The 26,249-nt window shown below is 45.5% G+C and carries 19 protein-coding genes, 4 tRNA genes and 2 riboswitches; of the genes, 21 read left to right on the top strand and 2 right to left on the bottom strand.

What is annotated here, in order from left to right; all coding sequences use genetic code 11:
- The first annotated feature begins 11 nt into the window (after positions 1-11).
- The 17 genes from sdaAA to thiC all read left to right on the top strand — a co-directional run bounded on the left by sdaAA (position 12) and on the right by thiC (position 17,798).
- Complete coding sequence (gene sdaAA / locus PFJ30894_RS00525; protein WP_125669904.1) at positions 12-905, top strand: L-serine ammonia-lyase, iron-sulfur-dependent, subunit alpha; 894 nt, start codon at positions 12-14, stop codon at positions 903-905.
- A gap of 38 nt (positions 906-943) precedes the next feature.
- Positions 944-1,324, top strand: a complete 381-nt coding sequence (locus PFJ30894_RS00520) for a RidA family protein (protein ID WP_021718126.1) — start codon at positions 944-946, stop codon at positions 1,322-1,324.
- A 106-nt stretch (positions 1,325-1,430) separates the two neighbouring features.
- Positions 1,431-1,506 (top strand) — tRNA-His (locus tag PFJ30894_RS00515).
- Between the two features lie 21 nt (positions 1,507-1,527).
- A tRNA-Gln gene (locus PFJ30894_RS00510) sits at positions 1,528-1,603 on the top strand.
- Between the two features lie 4 nt (positions 1,604-1,607).
- Positions 1,608-1,683: transfer RNA gene (locus tag PFJ30894_RS00505), tRNA-Lys, on the top strand.
- Between the two features lie 16 nt (positions 1,684-1,699).
- A tRNA-Leu gene (locus tag PFJ30894_RS00500) sits at positions 1,700-1,783 on the top strand.
- Between the two features lie 349 nt (positions 1,784-2,132).
- A complete protein-coding gene (locus PFJ30894_RS00495) occupies positions 2,133-2,696 on the top strand; it encodes a 6-carboxytetrahydropterin synthase (protein WP_021718125.1) in 564 nt (187 codons plus the stop codon).
- Between the two features lie 323 nt (positions 2,697-3,019).
- Positions 3,020-3,784, top strand: coding sequence for a heparan-alpha-glucosaminide N-acetyltransferase domain-containing protein (locus tag PFJ30894_RS00490; RefSeq protein WP_125668756.1), 765 nt, complete (start codon positions 3,020-3,022; stop codon positions 3,782-3,784).
- 20 nt (positions 3,785-3,804) lie between these two features.
- Entirely contained in the window at positions 3,805-4,953 is a 1,149-nt protein-coding gene (locus PFJ30894_RS00485; protein WP_125668755.1) for an aldo/keto reductase, read from the top strand.
- A gap of 87 nt (positions 4,954-5,040) precedes the next feature.
- On the top strand, positions 5,041-5,421 hold the full coding sequence (locus PFJ30894_RS00480) for a MerR family transcriptional regulator (protein WP_021718122.1): 381 nt from the start codon (positions 5,041-5,043) through the stop codon (positions 5,419-5,421).
- A gap of 184 nt (positions 5,422-5,605) precedes the next feature.
- Positions 5,606-8,401: a transporter substrate-binding domain-containing protein gene (locus tag PFJ30894_RS00475; protein WP_125668754.1), complete on the top strand. Its 2,796-nt coding sequence runs from the start codon at positions 5,606-5,608 to the stop codon at positions 8,399-8,401.
- A 46-nt stretch (positions 8,402-8,447) separates the two neighbouring features.
- Positions 8,448-8,605, top strand: a riboswitch (M-box (ykoK) riboswitch).
- 303 nt (positions 8,606-8,908) lie between these two features.
- Positions 8,909-11,626, top strand: a complete 2,718-nt coding sequence (gene mgtA, locus PFJ30894_RS00470) for a magnesium-translocating P-type ATPase (protein ID WP_021718119.1) — start codon at positions 8,909-8,911, stop codon at positions 11,624-11,626.
- Between the two features lie 67 nt (positions 11,627-11,693).
- Entirely contained in the window at positions 11,694-12,377 is a 684-nt protein-coding gene (locus PFJ30894_RS00465) for a DUF554 domain-containing protein (protein ID WP_046430942.1), read from the top strand.
- A 292-nt stretch (positions 12,378-12,669) separates the two neighbouring features.
- A complete protein-coding gene (locus tag PFJ30894_RS00460) occupies positions 12,670-13,047 on the top strand; it encodes a demethoxyubiquinone hydroxylase family protein (RefSeq protein WP_021718117.1) in 378 nt (125 codons plus the stop codon).
- 11 nt (positions 13,048-13,058) lie between these two features.
- Positions 13,059-13,892: a family 1 encapsulin nanocompartment shell protein gene (locus PFJ30894_RS00455; RefSeq protein ID WP_125668753.1), complete on the top strand. Its 834-nt coding sequence runs from the start codon at positions 13,059-13,061 to the stop codon at positions 13,890-13,892.
- A 170-nt stretch (positions 13,893-14,062) separates the two neighbouring features.
- Entirely contained in the window at positions 14,063-16,288 is a 2,226-nt protein-coding gene (locus PFJ30894_RS00450; protein ID WP_125668752.1) for a sensor domain-containing diguanylate cyclase, read from the top strand.
- A 52-nt stretch (positions 16,289-16,340) separates the two neighbouring features.
- Positions 16,341-16,440, top strand: a riboswitch (TPP riboswitch).
- Between the two features lie 56 nt (positions 16,441-16,496).
- Positions 16,497-17,798 (top strand): phosphomethylpyrimidine synthase ThiC, encoded by a 1,302-nt coding sequence (thiC, locus tag PFJ30894_RS00445; protein ID WP_125668751.1) that lies wholly within the window; start codon positions 16,497-16,499, stop codon positions 17,796-17,798.
- Between the two features lie 43 nt (positions 17,799-17,841).
- On the opposite strand, the gene PFJ30894_RS00440 is transcribed toward thiC, so the two are convergent.
- Positions 17,842-18,471 (bottom strand): TrkA C-terminal domain-containing protein, encoded by a 630-nt coding sequence (locus tag PFJ30894_RS00440; RefSeq protein ID WP_125668750.1) that lies wholly within the window; start codon positions 18,469-18,471, stop codon positions 17,842-17,844.
- 278 nt (positions 18,472-18,749) lie between these two features.
- Here PFJ30894_RS00440 and PFJ30894_RS11850 point away from each other — a divergent pair, with 278 nt between their 5' ends.
- From PFJ30894_RS11850 to PFJ30894_RS00430, 3 genes are read left to right on the top strand one after another with little or no spacing between them, the layout of a single operon-like run.
- Positions 18,750-19,739 (top strand): ABC transporter substrate-binding protein, encoded by a 990-nt coding sequence (locus PFJ30894_RS11850; protein ID WP_197714955.1) that lies wholly within the window; start codon positions 18,750-18,752, stop codon positions 19,737-19,739.
- 12 nt (positions 19,740-19,751) lie between these two features.
- A complete protein-coding gene (locus PFJ30894_RS11845; RefSeq protein ID WP_046430937.1) occupies positions 19,752-20,609 on the top strand; it encodes an ABC transporter permease in 858 nt (285 codons plus the stop codon).
- Positions 20,609-21,811, top strand: coding sequence for a quaternary amine ABC transporter ATP-binding protein (locus tag PFJ30894_RS00430; RefSeq protein WP_125669903.1), 1,203 nt, complete (start codon positions 20,609-20,611; stop codon positions 21,809-21,811). Before PFJ30894_RS11845 ends, PFJ30894_RS00430 begins: the two co-directional genes overlap by 1 nt.
- Before the next feature lie 59 nt (positions 21,812-21,870).
- Here PFJ30894_RS00430 and PFJ30894_RS00425 read toward each other — a convergent pair whose 3' ends face one another.
- Complete coding sequence (locus PFJ30894_RS00425) at positions 21,871-22,377, bottom strand: hypothetical protein (RefSeq protein ID WP_021718109.1); 507 nt, start codon at positions 22,375-22,377, stop codon at positions 21,871-21,873.
- A 251-nt stretch (positions 22,378-22,628) separates the two neighbouring features.
- Here PFJ30894_RS00425 and nifJ point away from each other — a divergent pair, with 251 nt between their 5' ends.
- Entirely contained in the window at positions 22,629-26,138 is a 3,510-nt protein-coding gene (gene nifJ, locus PFJ30894_RS00420) for a pyruvate:ferredoxin (flavodoxin) oxidoreductase (protein ID WP_125668749.1), read from the top strand.
- Positions 26,139-26,249: the final 111 nt, after the last annotated feature.

Genomic DNA, 26,249 nt, shown 5'->3' with positions numbered 1-26,249 from the left:
GGTGCAGCGTGATTAACGAGAAAATTTCTTTAAGGACCTGGATTGAGGCCGCAGCTGATCAGGGTGTTCCGTTACATACTTATCTGCTGAAGCTCAGCAGCGAAGAGCTTGAACTGAGTGAAGATGCTATACTGGAGCAGATGCAGACAATGCTGCAGGTAATGGAAGAATCGGCAGCATTCGGTCTGACCGGGGTAAGTTCACACAGCGGCCTGACTGGTGGTGCTGCTAAAAAGCTGCAGGAGGCCAGACAGTCTGAAAATTATAAAAATATTTTAGGCGGTGTCGTTAACGATGCTGTGGCTTATGCCATGGCTGTAGGTGAATGCAATGCGGCGATGGGACGTATCGTCGCCGCTCCTACCGCCGGAGCCAGCGGCGTTCTGCCGGGAGTACTTTTGGCATTGAAGCAGCATTACAATTTGAACGGACGGCAAATGGCTGAAGCTTTGGTAGTGGCTGGTAATATTGGTATGGTCATAGCCAGCCGCGCTTCACTGTCGGGCGCTATGGGCGGCTGTCAGGCTGAATGCGGCAGCGGTGCGGCTATGGCGGCCGGTGCCGCTGTAGATGTGCTGGGAGGCACTCCGGAACAGGTAGGACATGCAGTGGCGATAGTATTCAAAAATATGCTGGGGCTTGTTTGTGACCCTGTTGCCGGTCTGGTAGAAGTGCCGTGTATCAAACGAAACGGCGGTGCCGCTGCACAGGCGTTGCTGGCAGCAGAATTGGCTCTGGCTGGTATCACAAGCTTTATCCCTGCAGACGAAGCCATTGATGCGATGAAGTCAGTAGGCGATCGTTTGCCCTGCACGCTCAAGGAAACGGCGGAAGGCGGACTGGCACAGACACCAACTGCACTGGCCTGGGCACAGGCTTATTTTGCCGCTGATGGTAAAATTTGAAAAATATTTTAGATAAGTATTAAATGGAGGTAAATCAAATGAAAAAAATTATTAAGACTGAAAATGCACCGGCTGCTATCGGGCCTTATTCTCAGGCTGTTATGGCTAATGGTATGTTGTATATGTCAGGTCAGATAGCTTTGGTTCCTGAAACAGGCGAAGTAGTAGATGAAGGTATTGAAGCGCAGACGATCAGAGTCTTGAAAAATATGGAAGGCGTATTGTCTGAGGCAGGTTTGACTTTTGACGATGTGGTAAAAACCACTGTTTTTTTGACTGATATGGAAGATTTTGGCGTTGTTAACAGCATTTACGGTGAAAAGTTTGCTGAAAACGCTCCTGCGCGTTCCTGCGTACAGGTTGCGGGACTGCCGAAAGGTGTTAAAGTTGAAATAGAAGCAATCGCTGTCTGCAAATAATAATCCCTGCAAAAAAATGTAAAAAAGTTTATAAAAAAGATTGACATAAACTAGTGGCTATGGTAGAATAACATTCGTCGCCAAGCTATTAAGTTTGGACAATTTGGTGGCTGTGGTGAAGCGGTTAACACGGCGGATTGTGGCTCCGTTACTCGAGGGTTCGATCCCCTCCAGTCACCCCATAATTATCCGGTTTCTATCCTTGGGGCGTAGCCAAGTCGGTAAGGCACGGGACTTTGACTCCCGCATGCGTTGGTTCGAGTCCAGCCGCCCCAGCCAATGTGATCCACTAGCTCAGTCGGTAGAGCACCTGACTTTTAATCAGGGTGTCCCGCGTTCGAGTCGCGGGTGGATCACCATTTTTTTTGCCTGTTTGCGAGTGTGGCGGAACTGGCAGACGCACTAGACTTAGGATCTAGCGCCTTCGGCGTGCAGGTTCGACTCCTGTCACTCGCACCAATCAAATTATAAAGCTGTAGAATCGTTAGATTCTGCAGCTTTTATTTTTTACACTTGCTGATTATTGAACTATTAAAGTTCAGGGGCTAGCGAGTGTATTTTTTATTTGAGGCTGGTAGGAACTGGTGGAGAAATAATTAAGATTAATGTATAATATATGAAACAATAAAGGATATTAATTTTCTAATAGAATTAAAAACTAAAAAGTTATTGACAAAAACAGAAAATAATATTATATTAATACTAAAGAAAATATCATTAACAGCAGATAACAGACTGGGATATTTCGATTAACAAATGCGTATTCGGGCGCTGACCCCGTAAATAAAAAATATAGGAGGATAAAGACATGAGAAGTATTACAACATTAGACCTGCAATATGCCCATAGATTTTATGGGTTTAAAGGTGAAGCACAGTATCTGCATGGACATTCAGGTATTCTGACTATTGAGGTGGAAGATTCTGTCGAACCAGGTGTCAATATGGTATTTCCCTGTAATGAAATTCAAAAAACTGCCTGGGACGTTTTAAAGAACTTCGATCATGCACTGATTTTGAGGGAAGATGATCCGCTACTGCCGGCAGTACTTGATGTTTACGAAAAACAGGGTATCCGTAATGGCGCTCCGCAGAACCAGATGAAAGGTGCGGCTTTCAAGACAGAGCTGGCAACAGCATACCCGGATTGTCGTCTTGTGGTTACAAAAGAAACTATGACTGTCGAGGGCATGATTAAGATCGTTTATGATCTGCTTAAAGACAAACTCAATATTGCGAAAATAACTTTTGTCAGCGGTGTCAATACTGCTTCGGCAGAGTTCACAACCAAGAATCAAATTGATCGTTGCCCGCTGTGTGGTATTGCCTTGAATGAAAATGGTGTTTGCCCGAAGTGCGGCTATAAAAAATGATAGTATAGAAATAATGAAAACAGCAGGCCTATAAGGCCTGCTGTTTTTTGTTGGGATAAGATGGACGAAGGGTTAGAGGATATTCATATTAAAATTACTGGAGGAAAATAAAACAACAGCAATTTAAAGCAGGATACAGGGAAAATTTTTATTTGTATCTTGACTTGGAGTGAGCTTTAAGTGTTATGATTGATAAAAGAGGAACGCATAGGTGTTTGTAGAAAAAAATAGTGTTTATTTTACCATAGCAGAGAATATTACAGCGACGTGAAATTAGATAGCTAAAGTTTCTGCTTTAAAGTATATATGGGGGAAGGTTTGTTATGCGGGGGCTGAATAATGAAAAAAGATACGCCTTGCTGGACAGTCTGCGAGGGCTGCTGTTATTGGAGATGATCGTCTATCATTTTTTTTGGGACCTGGTGTATTTATTTGAGCAGGATTTGCCCTGGTTTCATAGCAGTTTGTGTTATTGGTGGCAGCAAAGTATTTGCTGGCGTTTTATTTTTCTATCAGGCTTTTGCTGGCCTTTAGGGAAAAGGGCTGTACGGCGTGCTGTGCAGGTTTTTGGGGGAAGTGTCCTGGTGATGCTTATAACGCACATTTTTGTGCCGGACCAGGCGGTTACCTTTGGCGTTTTATTCTTTCTGGGGTCAGGTATGCTGCTGCTGAAGCTGCTTGACCGGCGGCTGTGCAGGCTGGCTCCTGTCTGGGGCATTACAGCAAGTGGTATGTTATTTTTTCTGACCCGCAATATCAACGACGGTTATTTAGGTTTTGAGGATTGGAATTTTTTCAAAATACCGGAGCAGCTGTATCTGAATAAATTCACTACTTATGTAGGATTTACAGAAGCAGGATTTTTTTCCAGTGATTATTTTTCTTTAATGCCCTGGTTCTTTTTATATTTGGCAGGTTATTACTGTCTGCGTTTTTGTGAAGCTCTGGGCGGATTGCCTAAGATCTTTGATTATGGCAGCGGCTGCCTGAGTTTTTTCGGACGGAGGTCTTTGTTAGTCTATCTTCTGCATCAGCCGCTTTTGTACTTGCTGCTGACGTTGATTTTGGGTGGTAAGGTATTGCTTTAAGGAGAAGGAGTGTTGAGAGTATGGAATATCGTGAATTGGGACGGACAGGTATTAAAGTCAGTGTGATAGCATTAGGGTGCGAAGGCTTTGTTGCCAACGAAGGTGCCTTAACAGAGCAACTGCTGAATGCGGCAGAGCAAGGCGGCATCAACTGTATTGATTTGTATGCGCCGCAGCCGGAAATGCGTAGCCGTTTAGGTAAATGGCTGCGTGGCCGCCGCGGTAAATTTGTTTTACAGGCACATTTATGTACGGTTTGGCAGGAGGGACAGTATAAGCGGACCAGGGAGATCGGGGAAGTGAAAGCGAGCTTTGAAGATCTGCTGACACGGCTGGCAACGGACTATATAGATATTGGGATGATCCATTATGTGGACTCTCTGGAAGATTGGGAAGCGGTAGCTGGTGGCCCGGTAATGGCGTATGCAAGAGAAATGCAGGCTCAGGGAAAAATCAGATATATCGGCTTGAGCAGCCATAATCCTGCCGCAGCTATGCAGGCTGTACAAAGCGGTTTGATCGATGTACTGATGTTCAGCGTTAATCCCTGCTATGACCTGCAGCCGGCGAATGAAGACTGTTATGCGCTTTGGGATGGGAAAAATTATGACAGGAAGCTTGTGAATATGGATCCGGAGCGGGAAGCGCTGTATGAAACCTGCAGCCGCCTGGGCGTCGCTATAACCGTAATGAAAGCTTTTGGCGGCGGTGATTTGCTGGATGAAGAGCTTTCGCCGGCAGGAAAAGCTTTGACTGTTAATCAGTGTCTGCACTATGCTTTGACGCGTCCCGGAGTAGCGGCAGTGATGTCGGGAGCGCATACTGTTGACGAGCTGGAAAAATGTCTTGAATATACTACGGCTGCTGATGTTGAAAAGGATTATGCGGCTGCTTTTGCCGCTTTACCGAAAATCAGCTGGGAAGGGCACTGCATGTATTGCGGACATTGTGCTCCCTGTCCGCAGGGAATAGATGTGGCAGCAGTAACTAAATTTTTGAATCTTACCAAAGCGCAGAACAGTGTTCCTGAAACAGTACGCGAACATTATGCTGCGCTGCGGCATCATGCCGGGGAGTGCGTGAAATGCGGTGCTTGTGAGAAACGCTGTCCATTTAAAGTTACAGTTATCCAAAATATGCAGGAAGCAGTGAAAGTGTTTGGTATGTAATAACTTAAACAATCTTAAAAATAAATTATTGCTTGACTTGGAGTTGACTCCAGGTGTTAAAATAATCGCAGGAGGAGGTGTTGCTCTATGACGATTGCAGAAGTCAGTAAAACGTTTGGCTTGACAGCTGATACGCTGCGTTATTATGAACGAATTGGCCTGATACCGCCGGTCAAGCGCAGCAGCAGCGGTATTCGTGATTATGATGAAAAAGATTGTAATTGGGTAGAATTTATTAAGTGCATGCGCGGTGTTGGTATTCCGGTAGAAATGCTGATTGAATATGTGGCGATGTTCCGCTTGGGCAAGGAGACGATTGCTGCCCGTAAAGCTCTTTTAGTAGAGCAAAGACAGCAGCTTGCCGACAAGATAGTAGCTATGCAGGCTGTACTGGAACGGTTAGATATGAAAATAGATGGTTATGAGGAAAGATGCTTAAAATTTGAGGAAGAAAATTTAAGACAATAAATAAGATTTGCAGCAGAGGTCAGCCAGGAGTTGGTTGACCTTTGTTTTTTTATCTTCGATCATAATAAATGTCTGAAAGATAATAAATATTTATATAAACAAATAAAAGTGATATAATTATTATTATACGCAAATGTTTACTTGAATAATATTGTTCGATGTTTTGGCTGGGGAGGTATTTAGGATGCTGAAAAGAATATTGACTGCTGTGTTGATGCTGTTTGTTCTGCTGGTAGTCAACAGTGCAGGTGCTTCTAATACAGTACGCATAGCCTATTCGGATATTGATAATTTTGTCGGTATCAAAGAAGGACGGCTGGCAGGTTATGGCGTAGCTCTATTTGATGCAATTGCCGAACATACCGGCTGGACTTATGAATATAAAAGCGGTTCGTGGGAACAGTGTCTGGAGTGGGTGAAAAACGGTGAAGCCGATTTTACTTTTCCAGCCCAGTACAGCGAGCAGCGGGCGGCGGATTTCCTTTTCAGCAGGCAGAACTGTATTTTAGATTTTGCTGCTATTTATACGTCCGGTACCAACAGCGATATTTTATATCAGGATTATCAGTCGTTGCAGGGTAAACGATTAGGCATGATCAAAGGCAACTATCTTAATTTATGTTTTGACAAGTTTGTGGGGAGTAAAGGCATCAGCGTTCAGAAATTTTATTACAGCAGTGGTGCCGAAGTCAATGAAGCATTGGCTGCCGGTAAGATCGATGCTATTATGAGTGGGAATTGTGTGCTTGACGAAGATAAAAAGCTGGTTGCTAAATTTGATTATCTGCCTGCGTATATCATTACGGGAAAAAACAATACGGCATTAATGGAGCAGCTGGATCAGGCGATGCGGGCGATAACGCTGGAAAATCCTTATTTTACTGCTGCGTTGTACGAGAATTTTTACGGACGTGCCGACAAGTTGGCCAAGGGGTTTACCAGGGCGGAACTTGCTTATATCCAGACAGCCGCACCGCTGCGTGTTGTCGGTGATGCCGATAATTATCCGATGGAATGGCTGGACGGTAAAAACGGCGTTTATAAAGGCACTTATCAGGATGTGCTGAAATTATTGGCTCAGAACAGCGGTTTAACGATGGAAATGACCTACACTCCTGATATGGCCTCGTCGTGGGAATTGCTGGCTGACGGCAGAGCTGATGTTATTTCCGGAATCGTCTGGACGAAAGAATTGGAGGCCCAATACGATTTTCTGCACACAGACAGCTTTCTAAAAGAAAATTATCTGATTTTGGGTAGGCGCGGAGAAAGCTTTGATTTTAACAGCCGTTTGAAAGTAGCTATGAAAACTTCATTTATAGGCACTGCAGATTACATCAGGCAGAAATACCCGCAGTGGCAGATTGTTGATGGCGACACTTTAGAAAGCTGTCTGGAAATGGTGGTCAACGGCGAGGCCGATATTATGCTGGGCAATTCTATTGTGATGACAACTAACAGGTATCTGAGCAAATATGCCAGCCTGATGCCTGTAATGACGGTAAGTATGGAAATACCTGTAGGTTTCGGCATTTCTAAAAAATGTCCGCCGGAGGTATTGAGTATTTTTAATAAATCAATCCAAAAGCTGGATGCAGGTGCTCTGGATAAAATAATTTTAGATAACAGCATCGTTAAACACAGAGCATTGGACTGGCGGGAATTTATTAAAAATAATTTTCTTGTTGCCGGAACAGTATTTTTTGCGGTATTGGCTTTGAGTTTTACGGGTATTTTTCTATTTTTGAAGAACCGCCAGCAGGCCAGGTTTAATAATAGTTTGGCTGAAGCACTGGCTGCAGCGGAACGGGCTAGAAGCGCTGCTGAATACGCACATAATGCTAAAAGCGAATTTCTGTCGCGGATGTCGCATGAGATACGCACGCCGATTAACGCGATTGTCGGAATGAGCGATATTGCAAAGCTGCGCGCTGCTGACAGCCAGCCCGTATTAGATTGTTTGGAGAAGATCGATACTGCGTCCAGGCATCTGGCTGCATTAGTAGATGATGTTTTGGATATGTCCAAAATAGAAAATGACAAATTGCAGCTGACGCCGCAGATAGTTTCACTGCACAGTATCATCTTTTCGACCCTGGATATTCTGCAGTCGCTGGCAGAAAAAAAGGGTGTTCTTTTACAGCGGAAGGTAAATGTTGCAGATTGTTCTGTGTACGCTGACAGCAGAAGACTGCAGCAGATCATGGTAAATTTAGGAGCCAATGCAGTAAAGTTTACAGCTAAAGATAAAAAAGTTGTTTTAAAATGCGATATGCTTGAACAGGATGATGAGAGCATGCTGGTCCGGTTTGTCTTAGAAGATGAGGGAATCGGTATAAAAGAAAGCAATAGACAATGTATTTTTGAGGCATTTAATCAGGGCGGACGCAGTACAGATGCTTTTTATGGAGGAACGGGACTGGGTCTGGCCATTTCGCAGAAGCTGGCTCATATGATGGGCAGTGAGATCAAGCTTGTCAGTACATTTGGGGTCGGCAGTCGCTTCTGGTTTGATCTGCGTCTTGCCAAGGCCTCTGTTTTGCAGCAAACGCTTGTAACTGATGAGATCGATCTGCATGGTTACAGACTGCTGGTAGTAGAAGATAATGAAATAAATATGGAAATTGTTTGTGAGCTGTTGCGTAATGTTGGGGCCGAATTTGCTACAGCGAGCGATGATGAAGAGGCGGTCGATTTATTTTGCGAGGCAGAGCCGTTTACTTATGACGCAGTTTTGATGGACATCAGAATGCCAAGGATGAACGGTTATCAGGCTGCTGCTGCTATCAGAGCATTGCCGCGTCCGGATGCTATCTCGGTTGTTATAATAGCGATGACGGCAGACGTGCTGGAAAATGATGTGGAACAGTCACTGGAACAGGGCATGGATGCACATGTTGCCAAACCGTTCGATACCCGTCAGTTTCTGTTTTTACTGCGCGGTTTATTGCAGAATAAAGAAAATATGATTTGTAAATGAATAAAGTATTGACAAATTTAAATAGCCTAATATATAATTTAGGAGCTGGATATTCTGGTAGGTGAGGCTACCACAGGGATATGGATTGCTGCCGCGGAGTGGTGGAGACACCATGAGCAGGTTTGAACAGGCTATGTCGACAACAAGGCATAATCTAATGCAATTTCACCGCCCTGTGGAGTTAAAGCTTGAACAGGGCCGGTTCTGATTGAACTGTAAGGTAAATTTGTTTTATTGCCGCGTCTTTGTTTAAGCATTGACGCGGTTTTTTTATTTGCCGCGGCCAGCCGCAGAATTTTTATTATAGATATTTTATAAAAAAGTGAGGTGAGAAGAATGGACGCAGGAGGCAGTAGGGGCATAAAACCAAAAGGCGAAGAACCAGGAAGCGGTCTGCCGTCAGGGCGTCTGTTCTTCCGCGACAATTACATATAAATACTTTGTCTTTTCGTTGTGTGTCCTACTTTCCTGAAAGTATGCAGTAAAACCGTAAGGAGGTAGAAAACAATGAAAAAGAAATTACTGTTTTTAAAAAATAACCCGCAGGAAATCCTGCATCGTGAGAAGGTCAATGAAAGACTGCGTTTTGCTGCAGCTCATGACGTGAACACAGTTCTGAAGTATTTGGGAACGACTGGCAAAGGATTGCCATCCGGTATGGTAGAGCAGGCTCGTGAACGGTATGGCGATAATGTTGTGACGCATGGACAAAAAGAATCTCTGTTCACGCGTATCTGCAAAGCTTTTATTAATCCTTTTACAGCGATTTTGTTTGTTTTGGCGGCAGTATCGGCTTTTACAGATATCTGGCTGGCTGATCCGGGTGAAGAAGACGCCGTTACTGTGATTATTATTACGACGATGGTTATGATTTCCGGTATCCTGCGTTTTGTGCAGGAAACGAGAAGCGGTAACGCGGCGGCTAAATTATCGGCTATGATCGAAACTACGACCTGTGTGGAAAGAATGGAAACGGGTCAGCAGGAGATACCACTGGACGAAGTCGTCGTCGGTGATCTTGTTCATTTATCGGCGGGCGATATGGTACCTGCTGATATCCGTATTATTTTTGCCAGGGATTTGTTTGTCAGTCAGTCGGCATTGACCGGTGAAAGTGAACCGGTAGAGAAATATCTTTGCCTGGATGTTCAGGCAGCTTCTATAACAGAAGAACCTAATCTGGCCTTTATGGGCAGTAATGTCATCAGCGGTACAGCGGTAGGAGTTGCCGTAGCAGTGGGCAATGATACGCTTTTGGGCGAAATGGCCAAGGCACTGAACAGCAAGCCTCCGAAAACCAGCTTCGAAAAAGGTGTCAATTCTGTTTCCTGGGTTTTGATACGTTTTATGCTGGTCATGGTGCCGGTAGTTTTGTTTATCAACGGCTTTACCAAAGGTGACTGGATGAATGCGGCCTTGTTTGCAATTTCCGTGGCCGTAGGGCTGACACCTGAAATGCTGCCGATGATTGTGACGACCTGTCTGGCTAAGGGTGCAGTCGCAATGTCCAGAGAAAAAGTTATTATCAAAAATTTAAATTCGATCCAGAACCTTGGATCTATTGACATTCTCTGCACTGATAAGACCGGTACGCTGACGCAGGATAAGGTTGTACTGGAATATCATCTGGATATTGAAGGAAAAGAAGCGCCGCGGGTATTGCGGCATGCCTTTTTAAACAGTTATTATCAGACGGGTCTGAAAAATTTGATGGATATTGCCATTATCAGCAGGACGAAACTGGAAGAGGAAGAAAACAAAGATCAGCTGGGCGATCTGGAACATTTTTACCAGAAGGTAGATGAGCTGCCCTTTGATTTTGAACGGCGCCGGATGAGTGTGGTAGTAGAAGACCGGAATGGGAAAACGCAAATGATCACCAAGGGCGCCGTAGAGGAAATGCTGAATATTTCGGCTTTTGTCGAATATGCAGGGCGTGTAGTGCCGCTGACGGCTTCTATGAAAAAGCTGGTTATGGAAAAAGTGGATGCGCTTAATGCCGATGGCTTGAGAGTCATTGCCGTAGCGCAGAAAACCAATCCTTCGCCGATAGGAGCTTTTTCGATAGCAGACGAGAACGAAATGGTTTTGATCGGTTATCTGGCTTTTCTGGATCCGCCCAAAGAAACGACTGCAGCTGCAATCAGGGCTTTGCAGGAGCATGGTGTTGCCGTGAAAATACTGACAGGGGACAATGAAAAGGTCACAAAATGTGTTTGCCGTCATGTAGGACTTGCAGCAGAAAAAATGCTGTTGGGTTCTGAGGTGGAAGCTATGAGCAACGAAGAATTGGCGGCAGCGGCAGAGTATACCACTGTTTTTGCCAAATTGGCGCCGGCGCAGAAAGCCAGAGTAGTACGCCTGCTGCGTGAAAATGGACATTCTGTAGGTTATCTCGGCGATGGCATCAACGATGCGGCGGCCATGAAAGCCTCTGATGTTGGTATTTCTGTCGATACGGCCGTGGATATTGCCAAGGAATCGGCGGATGTAATTTTACTGGAAAAAGATTTGCTGGTTTTGGAAAAGGGTATTCTTGAAGGCCGTAAAACCTATGCTAATATGATTAAATATATCAAGATGACGGCTTCGTCTAATTTTGGTAATATTTTTTCGGTTTTGATCGCCAGTGCTTTTCTGCCCTTCCTGCCGATGGCGTCGATACATCTGATTTTGCTGAATCTGATTTACGATATCTCCTGTACGGCGATTCCCTGGGATAATGTGGACAAAGAGTTTTTGACCAAGCCCAGAAAATGGGATGCTTCCAGTGTCAGCAAATTTATGCTTTGGATCGGTCCTACAAGTTCTGTTTTCGATATTTTGACCTATGCACTGATGTATTTCATCATTTGTCCGGCCGTTGTCGGCGGCCATTTGTTTCACGAACTGAGTGATCCTGCCCAGCAGGCATTATATATCGCTGTTTTTCAGGCTGGTTGGTTTGTTGAGTCAATGTGGACGCAGACGCTGGTTATCCATATGATCAGAACGCCAAAGATTCCCTTCCTGCAGAGCCGCGCTTCAGCGCCTGTGACATTACTTACATTTATTGGTATCGCAGTGCTGACAGTGATACCGTTTACAGCGGTGGGACATGCTATCGGGCTGGCTTCGCTGCCTGGTGAATATTTTAGCTGGCTGGCCGCTATTACTTTGGCATATATGCTTTTGGCTACGATGATGAAAAAACTTTATATCAAGCGCTATGGAGAACTTCTATAGTTGTTTATAGACGCTGGAACGCATATAATATAAAGATACGAAGCGTAATAAATGGGGGAATGGATTAATGCTGGGGACTATCGTCAATACAAGCACGATCATTGCTGGCAGCGTGCTTGGCAGTGTGTTCAGACAGGGGATCAAAGAAAATTACAAAAAAGCACTCTTTGATGCGTTGGGATTGGCTACTGTTGCTCTGGGAGCTAATGCAGTAGTCAGCAATATGCCTCAGAGTAGGTTTCCCGTCTTGTTCATTCTTAGTCTGGCGCTGGGCAGCATTATCGGTACTTTGCTTGATATCGACGGCCGCTTCCAGCGTCTGGCAGGGCGGTTCAAAGGCGGGTCCGACCTTGGTCAGGGGCTGTCTACGGCAATACTGCTTTTCTGTATCGGGACCCTGTCTATTCTGGGGCCGATAGAAAGCGCGCTGTATGGTAATAACACTTATCTTTTTACTAATGCTACGCTTGATTTTGTAGCTTCGATGGTTTTGGCTTCCGCATATGGCATCGGCATAGCCTTGGCAGGAGTCGTACTGTTTTGCTGGCAGGGGTCGATCTATCTGCTGGCCGGTTGGCTGGCGCCATTTTTGACAGCTGAGCTGATGACAGAAATTTCGATTATCGGCGGAGTTTTTATTATGAGCTCCGGGTTTGCGATTTTAGAATTAAAAAAGTTTAAGACCTTGAATATGCTGCCGGCGCTTATTGTTCCTGCAGTTTGGACACTGCTTTTAAAATGTTTTTCCTGAGTAAAAACGGTCTCATTTGAAAATGAGACCGTTTTTTAGTTTTTTTAAGTGATTATCTTAACAAAAAAATAAGTTAAAAGTGTAAAATAGCTGTCAGAAAACAGGTTGTGGACTTGTAGAAAAACGTGGCGGTGTTATAATAAAACTGTAAGGAGAATTTAAAACAGCGGTTAGGGCCGAAAAGTTAATTGCTTTTTTAAATTCTCAGTGCTATAATATAGTAAAAGATAATTTTTATTTGTTGCGATTACACACTGCAAATAAATCAAAATTTTGAAAGGTGGTGGCAGTAATGCCAAATTTTGCAAACCCGTTTCAAGGTAATGTCAACAGAAAGTTAACCAAAGAAGAATTGATCCAAGCCGTACGTCTGGATATTGCAGGTGAGCTGGAAGCTATTTACTTGTATGATGCCCATGTACAGGCTACTGATGACGAAGTGGCAAAAATGGTTATTTCCGATATTCGTGACGAAGAAAAAGCCCATGTCGGTGAGTTGATGACTTTGCTGCGTTATCTTGATCCTGCTGAAGCAGAACATTTCATTTCCGGTGAAGGCGAAGTTAAGGAAATGCTTGAAGGCCTTGGTATGAAAGCTGCCGGGATTGCCGATGACAAAACGGAAGTTACCAATAAAGCGACTACCGTAGGCAGCCTGCTGGATAAATAGGAGGTATGGTCATGGAATTTTTAATGCGTGATGATGTTAATCTGTCTGCCGAGCAATGGCAGTCTATTGATAGTGCCGTAATCCAAGCGGCAAGAAATGTTTTGGTTGGACGTAAATTTTTACAGATTTACGGTCCTTTGGGTGCCGGTGCACAAAGTGTGAATGTAGATGTGCTGACTCCTGCTGAAAAAGGCAGTGTAGATTTCTTCGGTGAGGAAGAGGAAGCTGTAAAAGTTACAGGCCGCAGTTTTAAAGAGCTGCCAATGATCTATCGTGATTTTGTATTATCCTGGAGAGATATGGAACAGGCCAGACAGATCGGTATGCCGATCGATTTGGGTGCGGTCAGCGCTGCCGCAAATGCCTGCGCTCAGAAAGAAGACCTGATGATTTTTGCAGGGAATCCGAAAGCCGGTTATGAAGGCCTGGCTACGGCAGAAGGTGCTTTTAAAGTAAAAAAATCCGACTGGAGCAAAGATGAAAATGCTTTCAGCGATGTTGTTAAAGGTCTGCAGCATTTTGCGGACAAGAATTTGAGAGGCCGTTATGCTTTGGCAGTCAGCCCTGACCTATATGCACAGTTACAGCGTTTACAGGTCAGCACCGGATTACTGGAAAGCGAACGCATCAAAACCCTGGTTGGCGGCAGATTATATATGACTCCGGCGTTAGGTCTTAATAAAGCCGTATTGGTCTGCGCTGAACCGCAGAATATGGATCTTGTTATAGGTCAGGACCTTATTACCGGTTATATGGGTTCTGCTAAGCTGAATCACGAATTCCGTGTATTTGAAACAGCTTTGCTGCGGATCAAATGCAAAGATGCAGTAGTGGTTTTTGGCTGATCGTAAAATTTAAAGCCTGCCGGCATATTATGTCGGCAGGCTTTTTACTATGCAGAATAGCAATACTGAAAGCGTATTAATATTTATTTAATAAAAATACTTGATGTTTAATAATTGAAAATAAGCTATAATAAAATAAAAGTGGATTATCGGTATTAAGGAGGCCGGGCATGGATAAAAAACGTGGTTATAATATAAAATATTTATTGCTGTTCACTTCAGCAGCTGCGTTGCTGTGCGCTCTGGCTGCATATATCAGCATTAACGATACCTATAAGTATACCCGTGAAAGAGCAGCTTTTCTGGCGGAAAGCTATGGCTCTCAGACGCGCTATGAACTGATGGATCTTTATGATGACGCTTTTGTCCTACGTGAGCTGATCCAGCAGGGTATGCTGGATGCCAAAGGTACAAAAATAGCCGTACACGAAAAAGGTTTTCGCAATATGTCAGAGCTTGGTATCCAGAGAATGAACAATGTCTGTACAGCCTTTGACGATATGGCTTTGATCACAAATGTATCTTTGGCTATGGCAGAAGGTCCGCTGCAGGACGGTATTCCTGAAAAAACTGTGATTTCCTATTGCTTTCCTTATGAAATCAATAAAAGTGCCCTGGGAAAAAATCTGATGGTCCAGCCGAAACGGGATGACGCTATCAGGAAAGTGTATCGCAAGCAGGGCGAGTTGGTGATCGAAGGACCGTTCAGAAGGATTCAGGATAATGAGCTGGTACTGACGGGCAGGGTCGCTGTAAAAAATTCTGACGGTTCACCCTGGGGCTTAGTTGCTGTTACTTTGGATATGAATCCGGCAAGTCCGAAATATGCTTTGCAGAACATCAATTTTGCCGCACTGCAGGGGCAGAAATATCGTTATCATTTATACAAGATAGAAAACGGAGCCAAATTGACGATTGCTGCTTCTGACCATGCGGCAATGGCAATGACAGGCGGAATGAAATATGATATCGAACTGCCGAATGCCAGCTGCATCATAGAGGTAGACAAAGCAGGCGGCTGGGTTGGTAATAATATAATTTTTTTGAATGCAGGGATTGCCTTTTTTGTATGGCTGCTGAGTGTTTTTGCCGTAAAAAAATGGCTGGAAAATAAAGAGGCCCACCGTGAGATTGCAGACAGGGAAGAAATACTGCGTCAGATTGCCGATAATATCAACGGAGGCGTTTTGACACTGGTCAATGATGCCGGCTTCTGCATCCGTTATGCTAATGATGGATTTCTAAAATTGATTGGTTATACAAGGGAAGAATTGGAAAACGTACCTTCGTTTTTGAGGGCGCATTTGATATATGAAGAGGATGCGCCTAAATTTCAGGCATTACTGGATGGTGTCTGGCATCTTAATGATAAGATCGATTTGGAGATGCGCCTGCTGCATAAAAACGGGCATTATATACCTGTTTTGATCCGTGGCAGCGTGGGGATAGATAAAGACGGCATGCTGGTAATGTACTGCGTTATTGTTGATATCAGTGAACAAAAGCGTATCATCCAGGAACTGGAACTTGAGAAGGAGCGTTATGATCTTTTAGTGCAGGCTTCCAACGAAATAATTTTTGATGTGGACGTGCTGCCGGAGCATATTGCCTGGTCGCCTCTGTATCGCAGGATTTTTGGCTTTGAACCTTTTGGTAAGCTTGCTTCTGAGTCTGCGCCTCCGTTAAAATCGGAGCCCGATAAAAATATTGCCGTTATCAGTGCGTTTATCCATAAAATTATTGCAGAGAAGCATTCCGGCAGTGAAGAACTGCTGCTCAGTTATGCCAATGGCGAGCAGCACTGGTTCAGGATCCGGGCTAACTGCATCATCAAAAAAGAAACAGTGATCCGCCTGGTAGGCAAACTGGATAATATTGATGCAGAAATGCTTGAAAAAGAAAAGCTGCAGGATATGAGCCGTATCGATCAGCTGACAGGAGTTTATAATAAAGCCGGCTTTAAAACTGTGGTGGAACCGCTGTTGAAAGAAAGCGGTTCGGGCAGCTTTATCTTTACTGACCTGGATAATTTTAAAACAGTCAACGATACCTTAGGGCATCAGACAGGCGATAAAGTTTTACAGGAAATGGCAGCAAAGCTGCAGCAGTTTTTCCGTTCCGACGATATTATCGGTCGTTTTGGCGGTGACGAATTTTATATTTATGCACCGGGGCTTTCGCCGGAGGCGACAGTCAAAAGGGCGGAGGATTTATGCCGTATTCTGCATACTGCCTATGATGGCGTTACTGTTTCTGCCAGCATTGGCATTTGCTATTTCCCTGAGCATGGCCGGGATTTTGACAAGCTGGTGCATTTGGCTGATGTGGCCGCGTATGTTGTAAAAGAAAGAGGCAAGGGCGGTTATCATGTTTATGAGCCAGGTGATAAAATTTAGTTTTGCTTGCTATTACCGGCAAAAGATGCTAAAGTTAATTTAATATCATAAGTCGATCCACTGGGGGCGCATTATGCTGAGAGGCCGCAAGGCCGACCCTTAGAACCTGATTTCCGGGTAATACCGGCGTAGGGAAGTGGCGTAAGCGCGAGCCAAAGCCAATTTCCTGTGGGAGATTGGCTTTTTATTTTTAAGGGGGAGTTTAATAATGGCAACACAGATGCAGTTGGCCCGTCAGGGCATAATCACAGAAGCGATGCATGAGGTAGCGGCGCAGGAACAGTTGGCGCCTGAGGTCATCAGGGCTGGTGTAGCGGCAGGAACAATAGCTGTTTGCTGCAATATCAACCACAAAAATCTTGTGCCGCGCGGTGTAGGTCAGGGCTTGGCAGTCAAGGTCAATGCCAATATCGGTACTTCCAGCGCTTATCCTGATCCTGAACCTGAGCTGGCTAAGCTGCGCGCTGCTATTGATGCCGGGGCCGATTCTGTGATGGATCTTTCTACAGGCGATAATATCGACGCTTCACGTAAGGCTATCATTGCTGCATCCACTGTAATGGTTGGTACGGTACCTATTTATCAGGCAACAGTAGAAACTATTAAAAAACGCGGTGCCGTTGTTGAAATGACGAAAGAGGACCTGTTTGAAGTTATCCGTCAGCAGGCTGCCGACGGTGCTGATTTTATGACGATCCACTGCGGTATCAACCGTCAGGTTCTGCACGCTCTTGTCAGCGAAGGGCGCGTTATGGACGTTGTCAGCCGCGGCGGCAGTTTTATTACCGGCTGGATGCTGCATAATGATCGTGAAAATCCTTTATATGAATATTATGATGAAATATTGGACATCTGCGCGGAGTATGATGTAACGATCAGTTTAGGTGACGGACTGCGGCCCGGCTGCCTGGCAGATGCTACAGACAGGGCGCAGATTCAGGAGCTTTTGAATTTGGGGGAATTGACCCAGCGGGCCTGGCAGCGCGGTGTACAGGTAATGGTTGAAGGACCGGGACATGTTCCGTATAATCAGATTGCAGCTAATATGCAGCTGCAGAAGCGTTTATGTCATGGTGCGCCTTTTTATGTTTTGGGGCCATTGGTAACTGATATAGCGCCTGGTTACGATCATATTACTTCTGCCATTGGCGGCACTCTGGCCGCGGTCAGCGGCGCTGACTTTTTATGTTATGTAACGCCGGCCGAACATTTGGGGCTGCCTGACATTGACGATGTACGCGAAGGCGTGATCGCAACGAGGATCGCGGCTCATGCTGCCGATATTGCCAAGGGACTGCCCCAGGCTATAGCCTGGGACAGGGAAATGGCTGTCGCACGTAAAAATCTTGACTGGCCGGAACAGATTCGTCTGGCACTCGACCCGGTGAAGGCGCAGGCTTACCGCGACAAGAAGAATAAGGCGGAGGATGAAGCTTGTTCCATGTGCGGCGATTACTGCGCTGTCAAGATCGTGGGACAATATTTGGAAGCGCACAGGAAAAAACAATAATAACCGTAAAAAGAGGACTTACATATGTAAGTCCTCTTTTTTATCAGTCTTTGTATAAATAATCCTGTACTTTGCTGTGACTGTCTTCAGGTCCGACCATGATGAAGACGTCCCCCGCTTCGAAAAGCGCGTAGGGGCCCGGCGAAACGATCAGCTCTTCGCCTTTGCGGATAGCGACGACGGTAACACCGGTACTTTGCCAGAAGTTTATTTCCGAGATCATCTGTCCCAGGAAACGGCAGTCTTGAGTTATTTTTACTTCATAAGGCAAGATAGGTGATGCCAAACGGAATTTTTCAATATATTCAAGCAGCTGATGGACATTATCTAAAATATCGTCCTGTTGTTTTTTCTGTTGTTCCGATAAGGTTTCGATATTTTTTTTCAGTTCGGTAATGGTAGAAATATTGCGGAAACGGCTTACCAGCTGTGAGGCCCGTTTGGCCGAAAGCACTGTGCTGCCGCTGCCTGATTCAATGGCGACGATGCCGACATCCTGCAGCATGAACATGGCGCGGCGGATCGTTTCAGGAGAAACGGCATAATGAGCTGCAAGCATGGAGCGTCCGTAAATTTTTTCGCCGGCCTTATATTTGCCGGCAGCTATCTTGGAAGCGATATCGATAGCGATTTTCTGATAGATTGGTTCTGCTATTTTGTGTTTGTTAGCCATGGTATAGTCCTTTACAGTAAAAATTTAGTAAAAATCAACAGGCTTAAAATTTATATTTGTCTGCTGGCAAGGCGCAGCAGCAGACTCCACAAGTGGCCTGACAGGCGGCTGCGGAGATTTTCCGAAAGAAACTGTTAACTGACAGCTGCAGATCTTCGCAGTGTAAAAAAGTAATTAAAGTAAATTGACAAGCTTTTATAAGTAAGTTAAACTAAAAAACAGATAGAAGCAACTCAATAATAACATAAAGTTGTCGGATTGAAAAGGGGGGAGTTTTGATGAAGAAAAAAATACTGCAGCTGTTGGGTATGGTTTTGTTTGTAGGCCTGCTGGCAGGCTGCGGCAGCAATAATGAAAAAACGGTAGTTTTTTCTGATGCCGGCTGGGACAGTGTGAAGTTTCATAACGCGGTAGCCGGTTTGATTGCAGAAAAGGCTTATGGTTTAAAAGTAGAAACGATGAACGGCTCGACGCCGATTATGGAAGCGGCGCTGGTGCGCGGTGATGTGGACGTAAATATGGAGCTCTGGACGGATAACGTTGCTACCTATCAGGCTGATAAAGCCGCTGGTGGGATAGTCGATCTGGGAATCAACTTCGATGATAATAAACAGGGCCTGTATGTACCGCGTTATGTGATCGAAGGTGATCCCCAGCGTGGCATTGCGCCGATGGCGCCTGATCTGCACAAGGTTTCTGATCTGGCCCGCTACAGTAAACTTTTTGTGGATGAAGAAAATCCTTCCAAAGGGCGTATTTACGGAGCCATCCCCGGTTGGGCGGTCGATGAAGTAATGTTTAAAAAGTATAAGCACTACGGGCTGGATAAAAATTATGTGTATTTCCGTCCCGGCAGCGAGGCGACCTTGAGCACATCCTTTGTAACGGCTTACGAAAAAGGTTTGCCGATCGTTGGCTATAATTGGGAACCAACCTGGATCAGCGGCAAGCTGGATCTGGTGCTTTTAGAAGACGCGCCGTATAATCAGGCCGGGTTTGAAGCAGGTGAAACAGCTGCGCCATCAGTAGTTGTCATGGTATCGGCTAACAGCCGTTTTCCAAAACGGCAGCCTGAGTTTACAGAGTTCCTGAAAAAGTATCATACTTCCAGTGCTTTAACAGCGGAAGCTCTCGCTTATATTGCCGATAATAAGGCGACTTATGACCAGGCGGCCCGTTGGTTTTTACAAAAACATGATAATCTGCTTACGCAATGGCTGCCGCCCGATAAGGCCCAGACCATGCGGGCTGCGTTAAAAGAACAGTAAGGGGGCGGGCATATGACAAGTTGGTTGTTGAATTTTCCTAATATCAATCTGAATATAGCAGAACCGATAGATGAATTTGTACGTTACATCAATATTAATTACGGCGAGGTTTTTGTTGCCGCCAAAAAGATGCTCAGTATTTTTATTAACGGCATCAACGGCGCACTGGATATGATTCCCTGGTGGCTGATGATTCTGCTGGTAGTTTTTGCCACAAAAAAACTGATGAACAGCTACAGAAACGGTGTCATTTACGGCGGCCTGCTGTTTATGATCGGTGCCTGCGGGTATTGGCATATGATGAATGAAACTTTAGCTATCGTGATCACGGCAGTAATTTTTTCATTGCTGATAGGTTTGCCGATCGGTATCGCTCTGGCGGCGGTACGCGGCGCTGATACGATAGTGCGGCCGATACTGGACGCGATGCAGACGATGCCGACCTTTGTTTATATGATACCGGCAGTTATGCTGCTGGGACCAGGAAAGGTGCCGGCGGTTCTGGCAACAGTAGTTTATGCTGTGGTACCTGTTATCAGGCTGACCAGTCACGGTATCCGCCAGGTCGATCAGGAGGTTGTTGAGGCCTCCCGCTCGTTTGGTTCCTCCAGCTGGCAGACTTTGTTTAAGGTGCAGATACCTCAGGCGCTGCCGACGATCATGACCGGTATCAACCAGACGATGATGATGGCGGTGGCGATGGTAGTTACCTGTGCCATGATCGGTGCGAACGGACTTGGTATGGAAGTTTTGATCGCTATTAACCGTATGGAATCCGGACGCGGCATTATCGCCGGTTTCGCCATTGTTATTATTGCGATCATTATTGATCGTCTGACACAGAGCCTGGTGCAGAAGGAGGGTAAATGATGCAGGAAAAAGATACGGTTTTAGAAGTGAAAAACTTATATAAATTGTTTGGTCCCTATGACTTCCTGGATGAAAGAAAAGCTGCCTTCAAGCTGTTGGAGCTTGGAGCCAGCCGGATGGACGTTATGGAAACGACAGGTATCATGGCTGCGATCAGCGATGTTTCCTTCAGCGTCAAAAGAGGTGAGCTTTTTGTACTGATCGGTTTATCAGGCAGTGGTAAATCAACTATCGTACGCTGCCTTAATATGCTGCATAAGCCGACAAAGGGCGAAATTCTGATCGATGGCGAGGACATTACCAAATATAATGAAAAACAGCTGCAGGAGCTGAGGCGTACGAAGGTTTCCATGGTCTTTCAAAACGGCGGGCTTTTGAGCCATCGCGATGTACTGGGTAACGTGGCCTATGGCTTGGAAGTACGCGGTGTCGGCAAAGAAGAACGTGAAAATAAGGCTATGGAAATGATCAATATGGTCGGACTGACGGGTTATGAGCACGAAAAACTCAGCAGCTTGTCAGGCGGGATGAAGCAGCGTGTAGGTATAGCCAGGGCGCTTGCTAATGATCCTGATATACTTCTGATGGATGAAGCTTTTTCGGCGCTTGATCCTCTGGTCAAAAACGATCTGCAGTTTGAGCTGCTGCGGATCCAGGAACGCATGGGTAAAACTATTGTTTTCATTACCCATGATATCAACGAAGCCTTTAAGCTTGGTAACAGAGTAGGTATCCTGCGCGACGGCAGAATGGTGCAGATCGATACGCCGGAGCAGATGCTTGCAAACCCTGCAGATGATTATGTTAAGAAATTTATCCATAATGTCAATACCAGTAAGGTCTTTTGCGTGCGTAATATTATGTCTACGCCCAGCTGTATCGTTAAAGACAGCGACGGTGCCAATACGGCGCTTACCAGTATGCGCGTCAACGGCGTGTCCAGCGCTTATGTGGTCGGAGACCATATGAACTTCATCGGTATCGTTACCCTGGAGGGAGCTTTGGCTGTTCGTGACGGGAAAAAGACTTTCAGCGAAGCGATCATACGCGATGTGCTCCAGGTCAACGATCTGGACGCTCCCGTTGCTGATATAGTGCCTTTGGCAGCTAATGCTGCCTTTCCGCTGGCCGTGGTTGATGAAGAAAAAGTATTCCGTGGTATTATCACCAAGGCTTCTGTCTTGTCTTCCTTTGTTGCCTGAAAATCAGCAGATGTTAAAAATAAAAGAAGAGCTGCCAAAGCAGCTCTTCTTTTATTTGGTCATAAGGCTATTTTGGCGAGATGATCGCCGTCAAGCCTATAGCCGTAATTTTTGCGCGGGTCCCAATAATTGACCCGTACAATGTCGCCCTCTTGTAAAGCTTTTTCTAATTCTGTGCTGTCTAAAAGCCCCTTGCGGGTAATAAGATTTGTCAGAATAGTAAAGTTTTCCGCCTGTACTTCGATAGAATTAGCGATACAGTCTTTGCCGCTGTCACTGCCGTCACTTTTCAGCAGATCAAGATAAACACTGCGTCCTTTCAGATATTCGCTGATATCAAAGGCAAGCTTGTCAATGCCTTTGGCATCCTGGTCAAAAAGTCGTGGAGTTTTATTAAAAACGACCACGATGCCTGCGTGAGCTTTGGCTAAGATGTTGATAGGTTTTCCGCCGTGTTTGTTTGGTATAGTCAAGTGAGCTGTGGCAGCGTCATTGGCTGTATCTATTTTAATCCTGGGAATACGGGCTTGAAGAGCATTTGCAATGTAGTTAACAATCGTCTGCAAATTCAACACCTCCGTAGCATTATTATAGCATTTGTCAATAAATTGAGTAGTTTTAAAAATTTACAAAATACTTGCATAATATTCACATGTATACATGCGAAGGAAATTTACAAAAGTGATTAAATAGTGTATACTAATTGTGTGAGCAAGGGTGAACTATGTCTTGCCGCACATTTATTTTGCGTATCACTGGAACCGATAAGGCCGGTTCCCATATCTTGTACTCTAATTAAAAGAAAGAAGGGGATCAAATGACAAAAATGAAAACTATGGACGGTAATACGGCAGCGGCGTATATATCTTATGCGTTCACCGATGTCGCAGCTATCTACCCTATTACCCCGTCCTCTACCATGGCCGAAGTTGTAGACGAATGGGCTGCTCAAGGTCAGAAAAATGTTTTTGGTCAAACTGTAAAAGTATTGGAAATGCAATCTGAAGCTGGTGCTGCCGGTGCCGTACACGGTTCTTTGCAGTCCGGTGCTTTAACAACAACCTACACTGCTTCGCAAGGTCTCCTTCTGATGATTCCTAATATGTACAAAATGGCAGGCGAACTGCTGCCGGGCGTGTTCCATGTTTCTGCCCGTGCTTTAGCTGCCAGCTCACTGTCTATTTTTGGCGACCACCAGGACGTTATGGCTACACGCCAGACAGGTTTTGCGCTGCTTGCTGAAAGCGGAGTCCAGGAAGTTATGGATCTGTCGGCAGTGGCTCATTTGTCTGCTATCAAAGGTCGTGTTCCTTTTATTAACTTCTTTGACGGTTTCCGTACTTCCCACGAAATTCAGAAAATAGAAACTCTGGCTTATGATGATCTGGCTAAACTGATCGATTATGATGCGGTAACTGCTTTCCGTAATCGCGGGCTCAATCCCGATAATCCGGTCGTTCGCGGCACTGCTCAAAATCCTGATATCTATTTCCAGACCCGTGAAGCTGTAAACTCTTACTATGAAGCTTTGCCCGGTATCGTTGAAGAATATATGAACGAGATCAACAAGCTGACTGGACGTAAATATGGTCTGTTCAACTATTATGGTGCTCCGGATGCGGAAGAAATCATCATCGCTATGGGCAGCGCCTGCGAAACGATCCAGACTGTTGTCGAAAAACTCAACGCTGAAGGCAGGAAGGTCGGCCTTCTGGCTGTGCATCTGTATCGTCCGTTCTCGATCAAACATTTTATGGCTGCTGTTCCTAAAACAGTTAAACGTATTGCTGTTATGGACCGCACCAAAGAACCCGGTTCCTTTGGTGAACCGTTATACATGGATGTGCGGGGCGCTTTCTACGAAGCAGAGATTTCACCGCTCATCATCGGCGGCCGTTATGGCCTGGGCAGTAAAGAGCTGACTCCGTCTGAAGTGCTGGCGGTTTTTGAAAATCTTACTGCAGCAGAACCGAAAAATAATTTCACTGTAGGCATCGTTGACGATGTTACCAATACCTCTTTGGCGGTAACTACCTCGCTGGATACTACTCCTGCCTCTACCAAAAGCTGTAAATTCTGGGGCCTGGGCAGTGACGGCACTGTCGGCGCCAACAAAAGCGCGATCAAGATTATCGGCGACCATACGGATATGTATGCGCAGGGTTACTTCTCCTACGATTCTAAAAAATCCGGTGGTATCACTGTCTCGCATCTGCGCTTCGGGCATGAGCCGATCCGCGCTCCGTATCTGATCACTTTTGCAGACTTTGTAGCCGTACATAATCAGTCTTATGTAGACAAATATGATGTTACCGCAGGCCTGAAAAAAGGCGGTACCTTCCTTTTGAACTGCAACTGGTCTATGGAAGAGCTGGAAACGCATCTGCCGGGCAATATCAAACGCTACATTGCTAAAAATGCTGTTAATTTCTATACTATCGACGCGGTGAAGATCGCTCAGGAAATCGGTTTGGGCGGACGTATCAATATGATCATGCAGTCAGCCTTCTTCAAACTGGCGGATATTATTCCTTTGGCTGATGCCGTCAAGTATCTGAAAGAAGCTGTCGATCATTCCTACGGACTGAAAGGCCAGGCTATTCTTGACATGAACTATGCGGCTATCGACCGCGGCGTCGATGCTATTGTGAAGATCGATGTACCTGCAGCCTGGGCTGATGCTGCTGGTGACGCCAATATCGCAGTTACCGGCAACGAATTTATCGATAATATCCTGACTCCAGTCAATCGTCTGGAAGGCGATAACCTGCCTGTCAGCACCTTTAATAAAAATGTCGACGGTACTTTCCCCAGCGGCACTTCCGCTTACGAAAAACGCGGTATCGCGATCAATGTACCGGAATGGCAAATGGATAAATGTATTCAGTGCAACCAATGTTCCTTCGTTTGCCCGCATGCAGTCATCCGTCCTGTTCTGATGACAGAAGCAGAAGCTGCCAACGCTCCGCAGGGACTGGAATACAAAGATGCCATCGGAGCTAAAGAACTTAAATTCCATATGGCTATTTCACCGCTGGATTGCACCGGCTGCGGCAACTGCGCGCAGGTTTGCCCGGCTAAAGAAAAAGCCCTGGTTATGAAACCTCTGGAAAGCCAATTGGCCAAAACTGCTCATTGGGATTATACTGCCCATCAGGTTACGGCCAAACCTAATCCGATGAACAAAAATACTGTCAAAGGCGTTCAGTTTGAACAGCCCTTGCTTGAGTTCTCTGGCGCCTGTGCCGGCTGCGGCGAAACTCCGTATGCCAAACTGGTTACACAGCTTGTTGGTGACCGCATGATGATCGCCAACGCTACGGGCTGTTCCTCAATCTGGGGTGCCAGTGCGCCTTCCATGCCGTATACTACTAACAGCAAAGGGCATGGTCCCAGCTGGGCAAATTCCCTTTTCGAGGATAATGCCGAATATGGTTTGGGTATGTACCTGGGTGTAAAACAATCCCGCGAACGTGTTGCTGAAATGGTAAAAGCAGCTTTGGCTGCCGAGATTCCGGCTGATCTGAAAGCAGCAATGCAGGATTGGCTCGATAATATGGACGTCAGCGAAGGCACTCGTGAACGTGCGGAAGCATTGACGGCCGTTTTGGAAAAATATCAGGACCAATGCGATAAATGCGCAGCTCTGTATAAAGAAAAACAATTCTTTGTCAAGCGCAGTCATTGGATCTTTGGCGGCGACGGCTGGGCTTATGACATCGGTTACGGCGGTCTGGATCATGTTCTGGCTTCGGGTGAAAACGTTAACGTTATGGTTTTTGATACCGAAGTTTATTCAAATACCGGTGGTCAATCGTCCAAAGCCACACCGGCTGCAGCTATTGCCAAATTTGCTGCCAGCGGCAAAAAGACCAAGAAAAAAGATCTGGGCATGATGGCCATGAGCTATGGTTATGTTTATGTGGCTCAGATTTCTATGGGTGCCGATAAGAATCAAACTTTGAAGGCGATTGCAGAAGCGGAAGCTTATGACGGACCGTCCCTTATCATTGCTTATGCTCCGTGTATCAACCACGGATTGAAAGCGGGTATGGGCTGCAGCCAGCTGGAAGCTAAACTTGCTGTAGACTGCGGTTATTGGGCAACCTACCGTTATAATCCTGCTTTGAAAGAAAAAGGTGAGAATCCTTTCGTATTGGATTCTAAAGAGCCTACTGCTGATTTCAGAGAATTCCTTTTGGGCGAAGTTCGTTATTCTTCCCTGCTCAAACAGTATCCTGAAACAGCTGAAGCACTGTTCGCCAAAACTGAACAGGATGCTAAAGAACGTTTGAACAACTATAAACGTTTGGCTGGCAAAGCATAAACCCTGCTGTAATAAAAAACAAACCGCCGTCGGTTTTGACGGCGGTTTTTGTTTTCGGGTGTGCTGTGCAGTCTACGGCATTCAAGAGGTATTTGTTGGAACTTGACGAGA

The sequence above is a fragment of the Phascolarctobacterium faecium genome (genome assembly GCF_003945365.1).
GTDB lineage: Bacteria > Bacillota > Negativicutes > Acidaminococcales > Acidaminococcaceae > Phascolarctobacterium > Phascolarctobacterium faecium.
Note: the sequence above shows the minus strand (reverse complement) of the source record. Positions and strands in the feature narration are given on the sequence as shown.

Excerpts from the sequence above, each read along its gene's own strand:
- PFJ30894_RS00485 (WP_125668755.1), top strand. The coding sequence starts at position 3,805 with ATGGAATATCGTGAATTGGGACGGACAGGTATTAAAGTCAGTGTGATA.
- thiC (WP_125668751.1), top strand. The coding sequence starts at position 16,497 with ATGGCAACACAGATGCAGTTGGCCCGTCAGGGCATAATCACAGAAGCG.
- PFJ30894_RS11845 (WP_046430937.1), top strand. The coding sequence starts at position 19,752 with ATGACAAGTTGGTTGTTGAATTTTCCTAATATCAATCTGAATATAGCA.
- nifJ (WP_125668749.1), top strand. The coding sequence starts at position 22,629 with ATGACAAAAATGAAAACTATGGACGGTAATACGGCAGCGGCGTATATA.
- PFJ30894_RS00475 (WP_125668754.1), top strand. The coding sequence starts at position 5,606 with ATGCTGAAAAGAATATTGACTGCTGTGTTGATGCTGTTTGTTCTGCTG.
- mgtA (WP_021718119.1), top strand. The coding sequence starts at position 8,909 with ATGAAAAAGAAATTACTGTTTTTAAAAAATAACCCGCAGGAAATCCTG.
- PFJ30894_RS00520 (WP_021718126.1), top strand. The coding sequence starts at position 944 with ATGAAAAAAATTATTAAGACTGAAAATGCACCGGCTGCTATCGGGCCT.
- PFJ30894_RS00455 (WP_125668753.1), top strand. The coding sequence starts at position 13,059 with ATGGAATTTTTAATGCGTGATGATGTTAATCTGTCTGCCGAGCAATGG.
- PFJ30894_RS11850 (WP_197714955.1), top strand. The coding sequence starts at position 18,750 with ATGAAGAAAAAAATACTGCAGCTGTTGGGTATGGTTTTGTTTGTAGGC.
- PFJ30894_RS00460 (WP_021718117.1), top strand. The coding sequence starts at position 12,670 with ATGCCAAATTTTGCAAACCCGTTTCAAGGTAATGTCAACAGAAAGTTA.
- PFJ30894_RS00495 (WP_021718125.1), top strand. The coding sequence starts at position 2,133 with ATGAGAAGTATTACAACATTAGACCTGCAATATGCCCATAGATTTTAT.
- PFJ30894_RS00450 (WP_125668752.1), top strand. The coding sequence starts at position 14,063 with ATGGATAAAAAACGTGGTTATAATATAAAATATTTATTGCTGTTCACT.
- PFJ30894_RS00430 (WP_125669903.1), top strand. The coding sequence starts at position 20,609 with ATGCAGGAAAAAGATACGGTTTTAGAAGTGAAAAACTTATATAAATTG.
- PFJ30894_RS00490 (WP_125668756.1), top strand. The coding sequence starts at position 3,020 with ATGCGGGGGCTGAATAATGAAAAAAGATACGCCTTGCTGGACAGTCTG.
- PFJ30894_RS00465 (WP_046430942.1), top strand. The coding sequence starts at position 11,694 with ATGCTGGGGACTATCGTCAATACAAGCACGATCATTGCTGGCAGCGTG.
- PFJ30894_RS00480 (WP_021718122.1), top strand. The coding sequence starts at position 5,041 with ATGACGATTGCAGAAGTCAGTAAAACGTTTGGCTTGACAGCTGATACG.
- PFJ30894_RS00440 (WP_125668750.1), bottom strand. The coding sequence starts at position 18,471 with ATGGCTAACAAACACAAAATAGCAGAACCAATCTATCAGAAAATCGCT.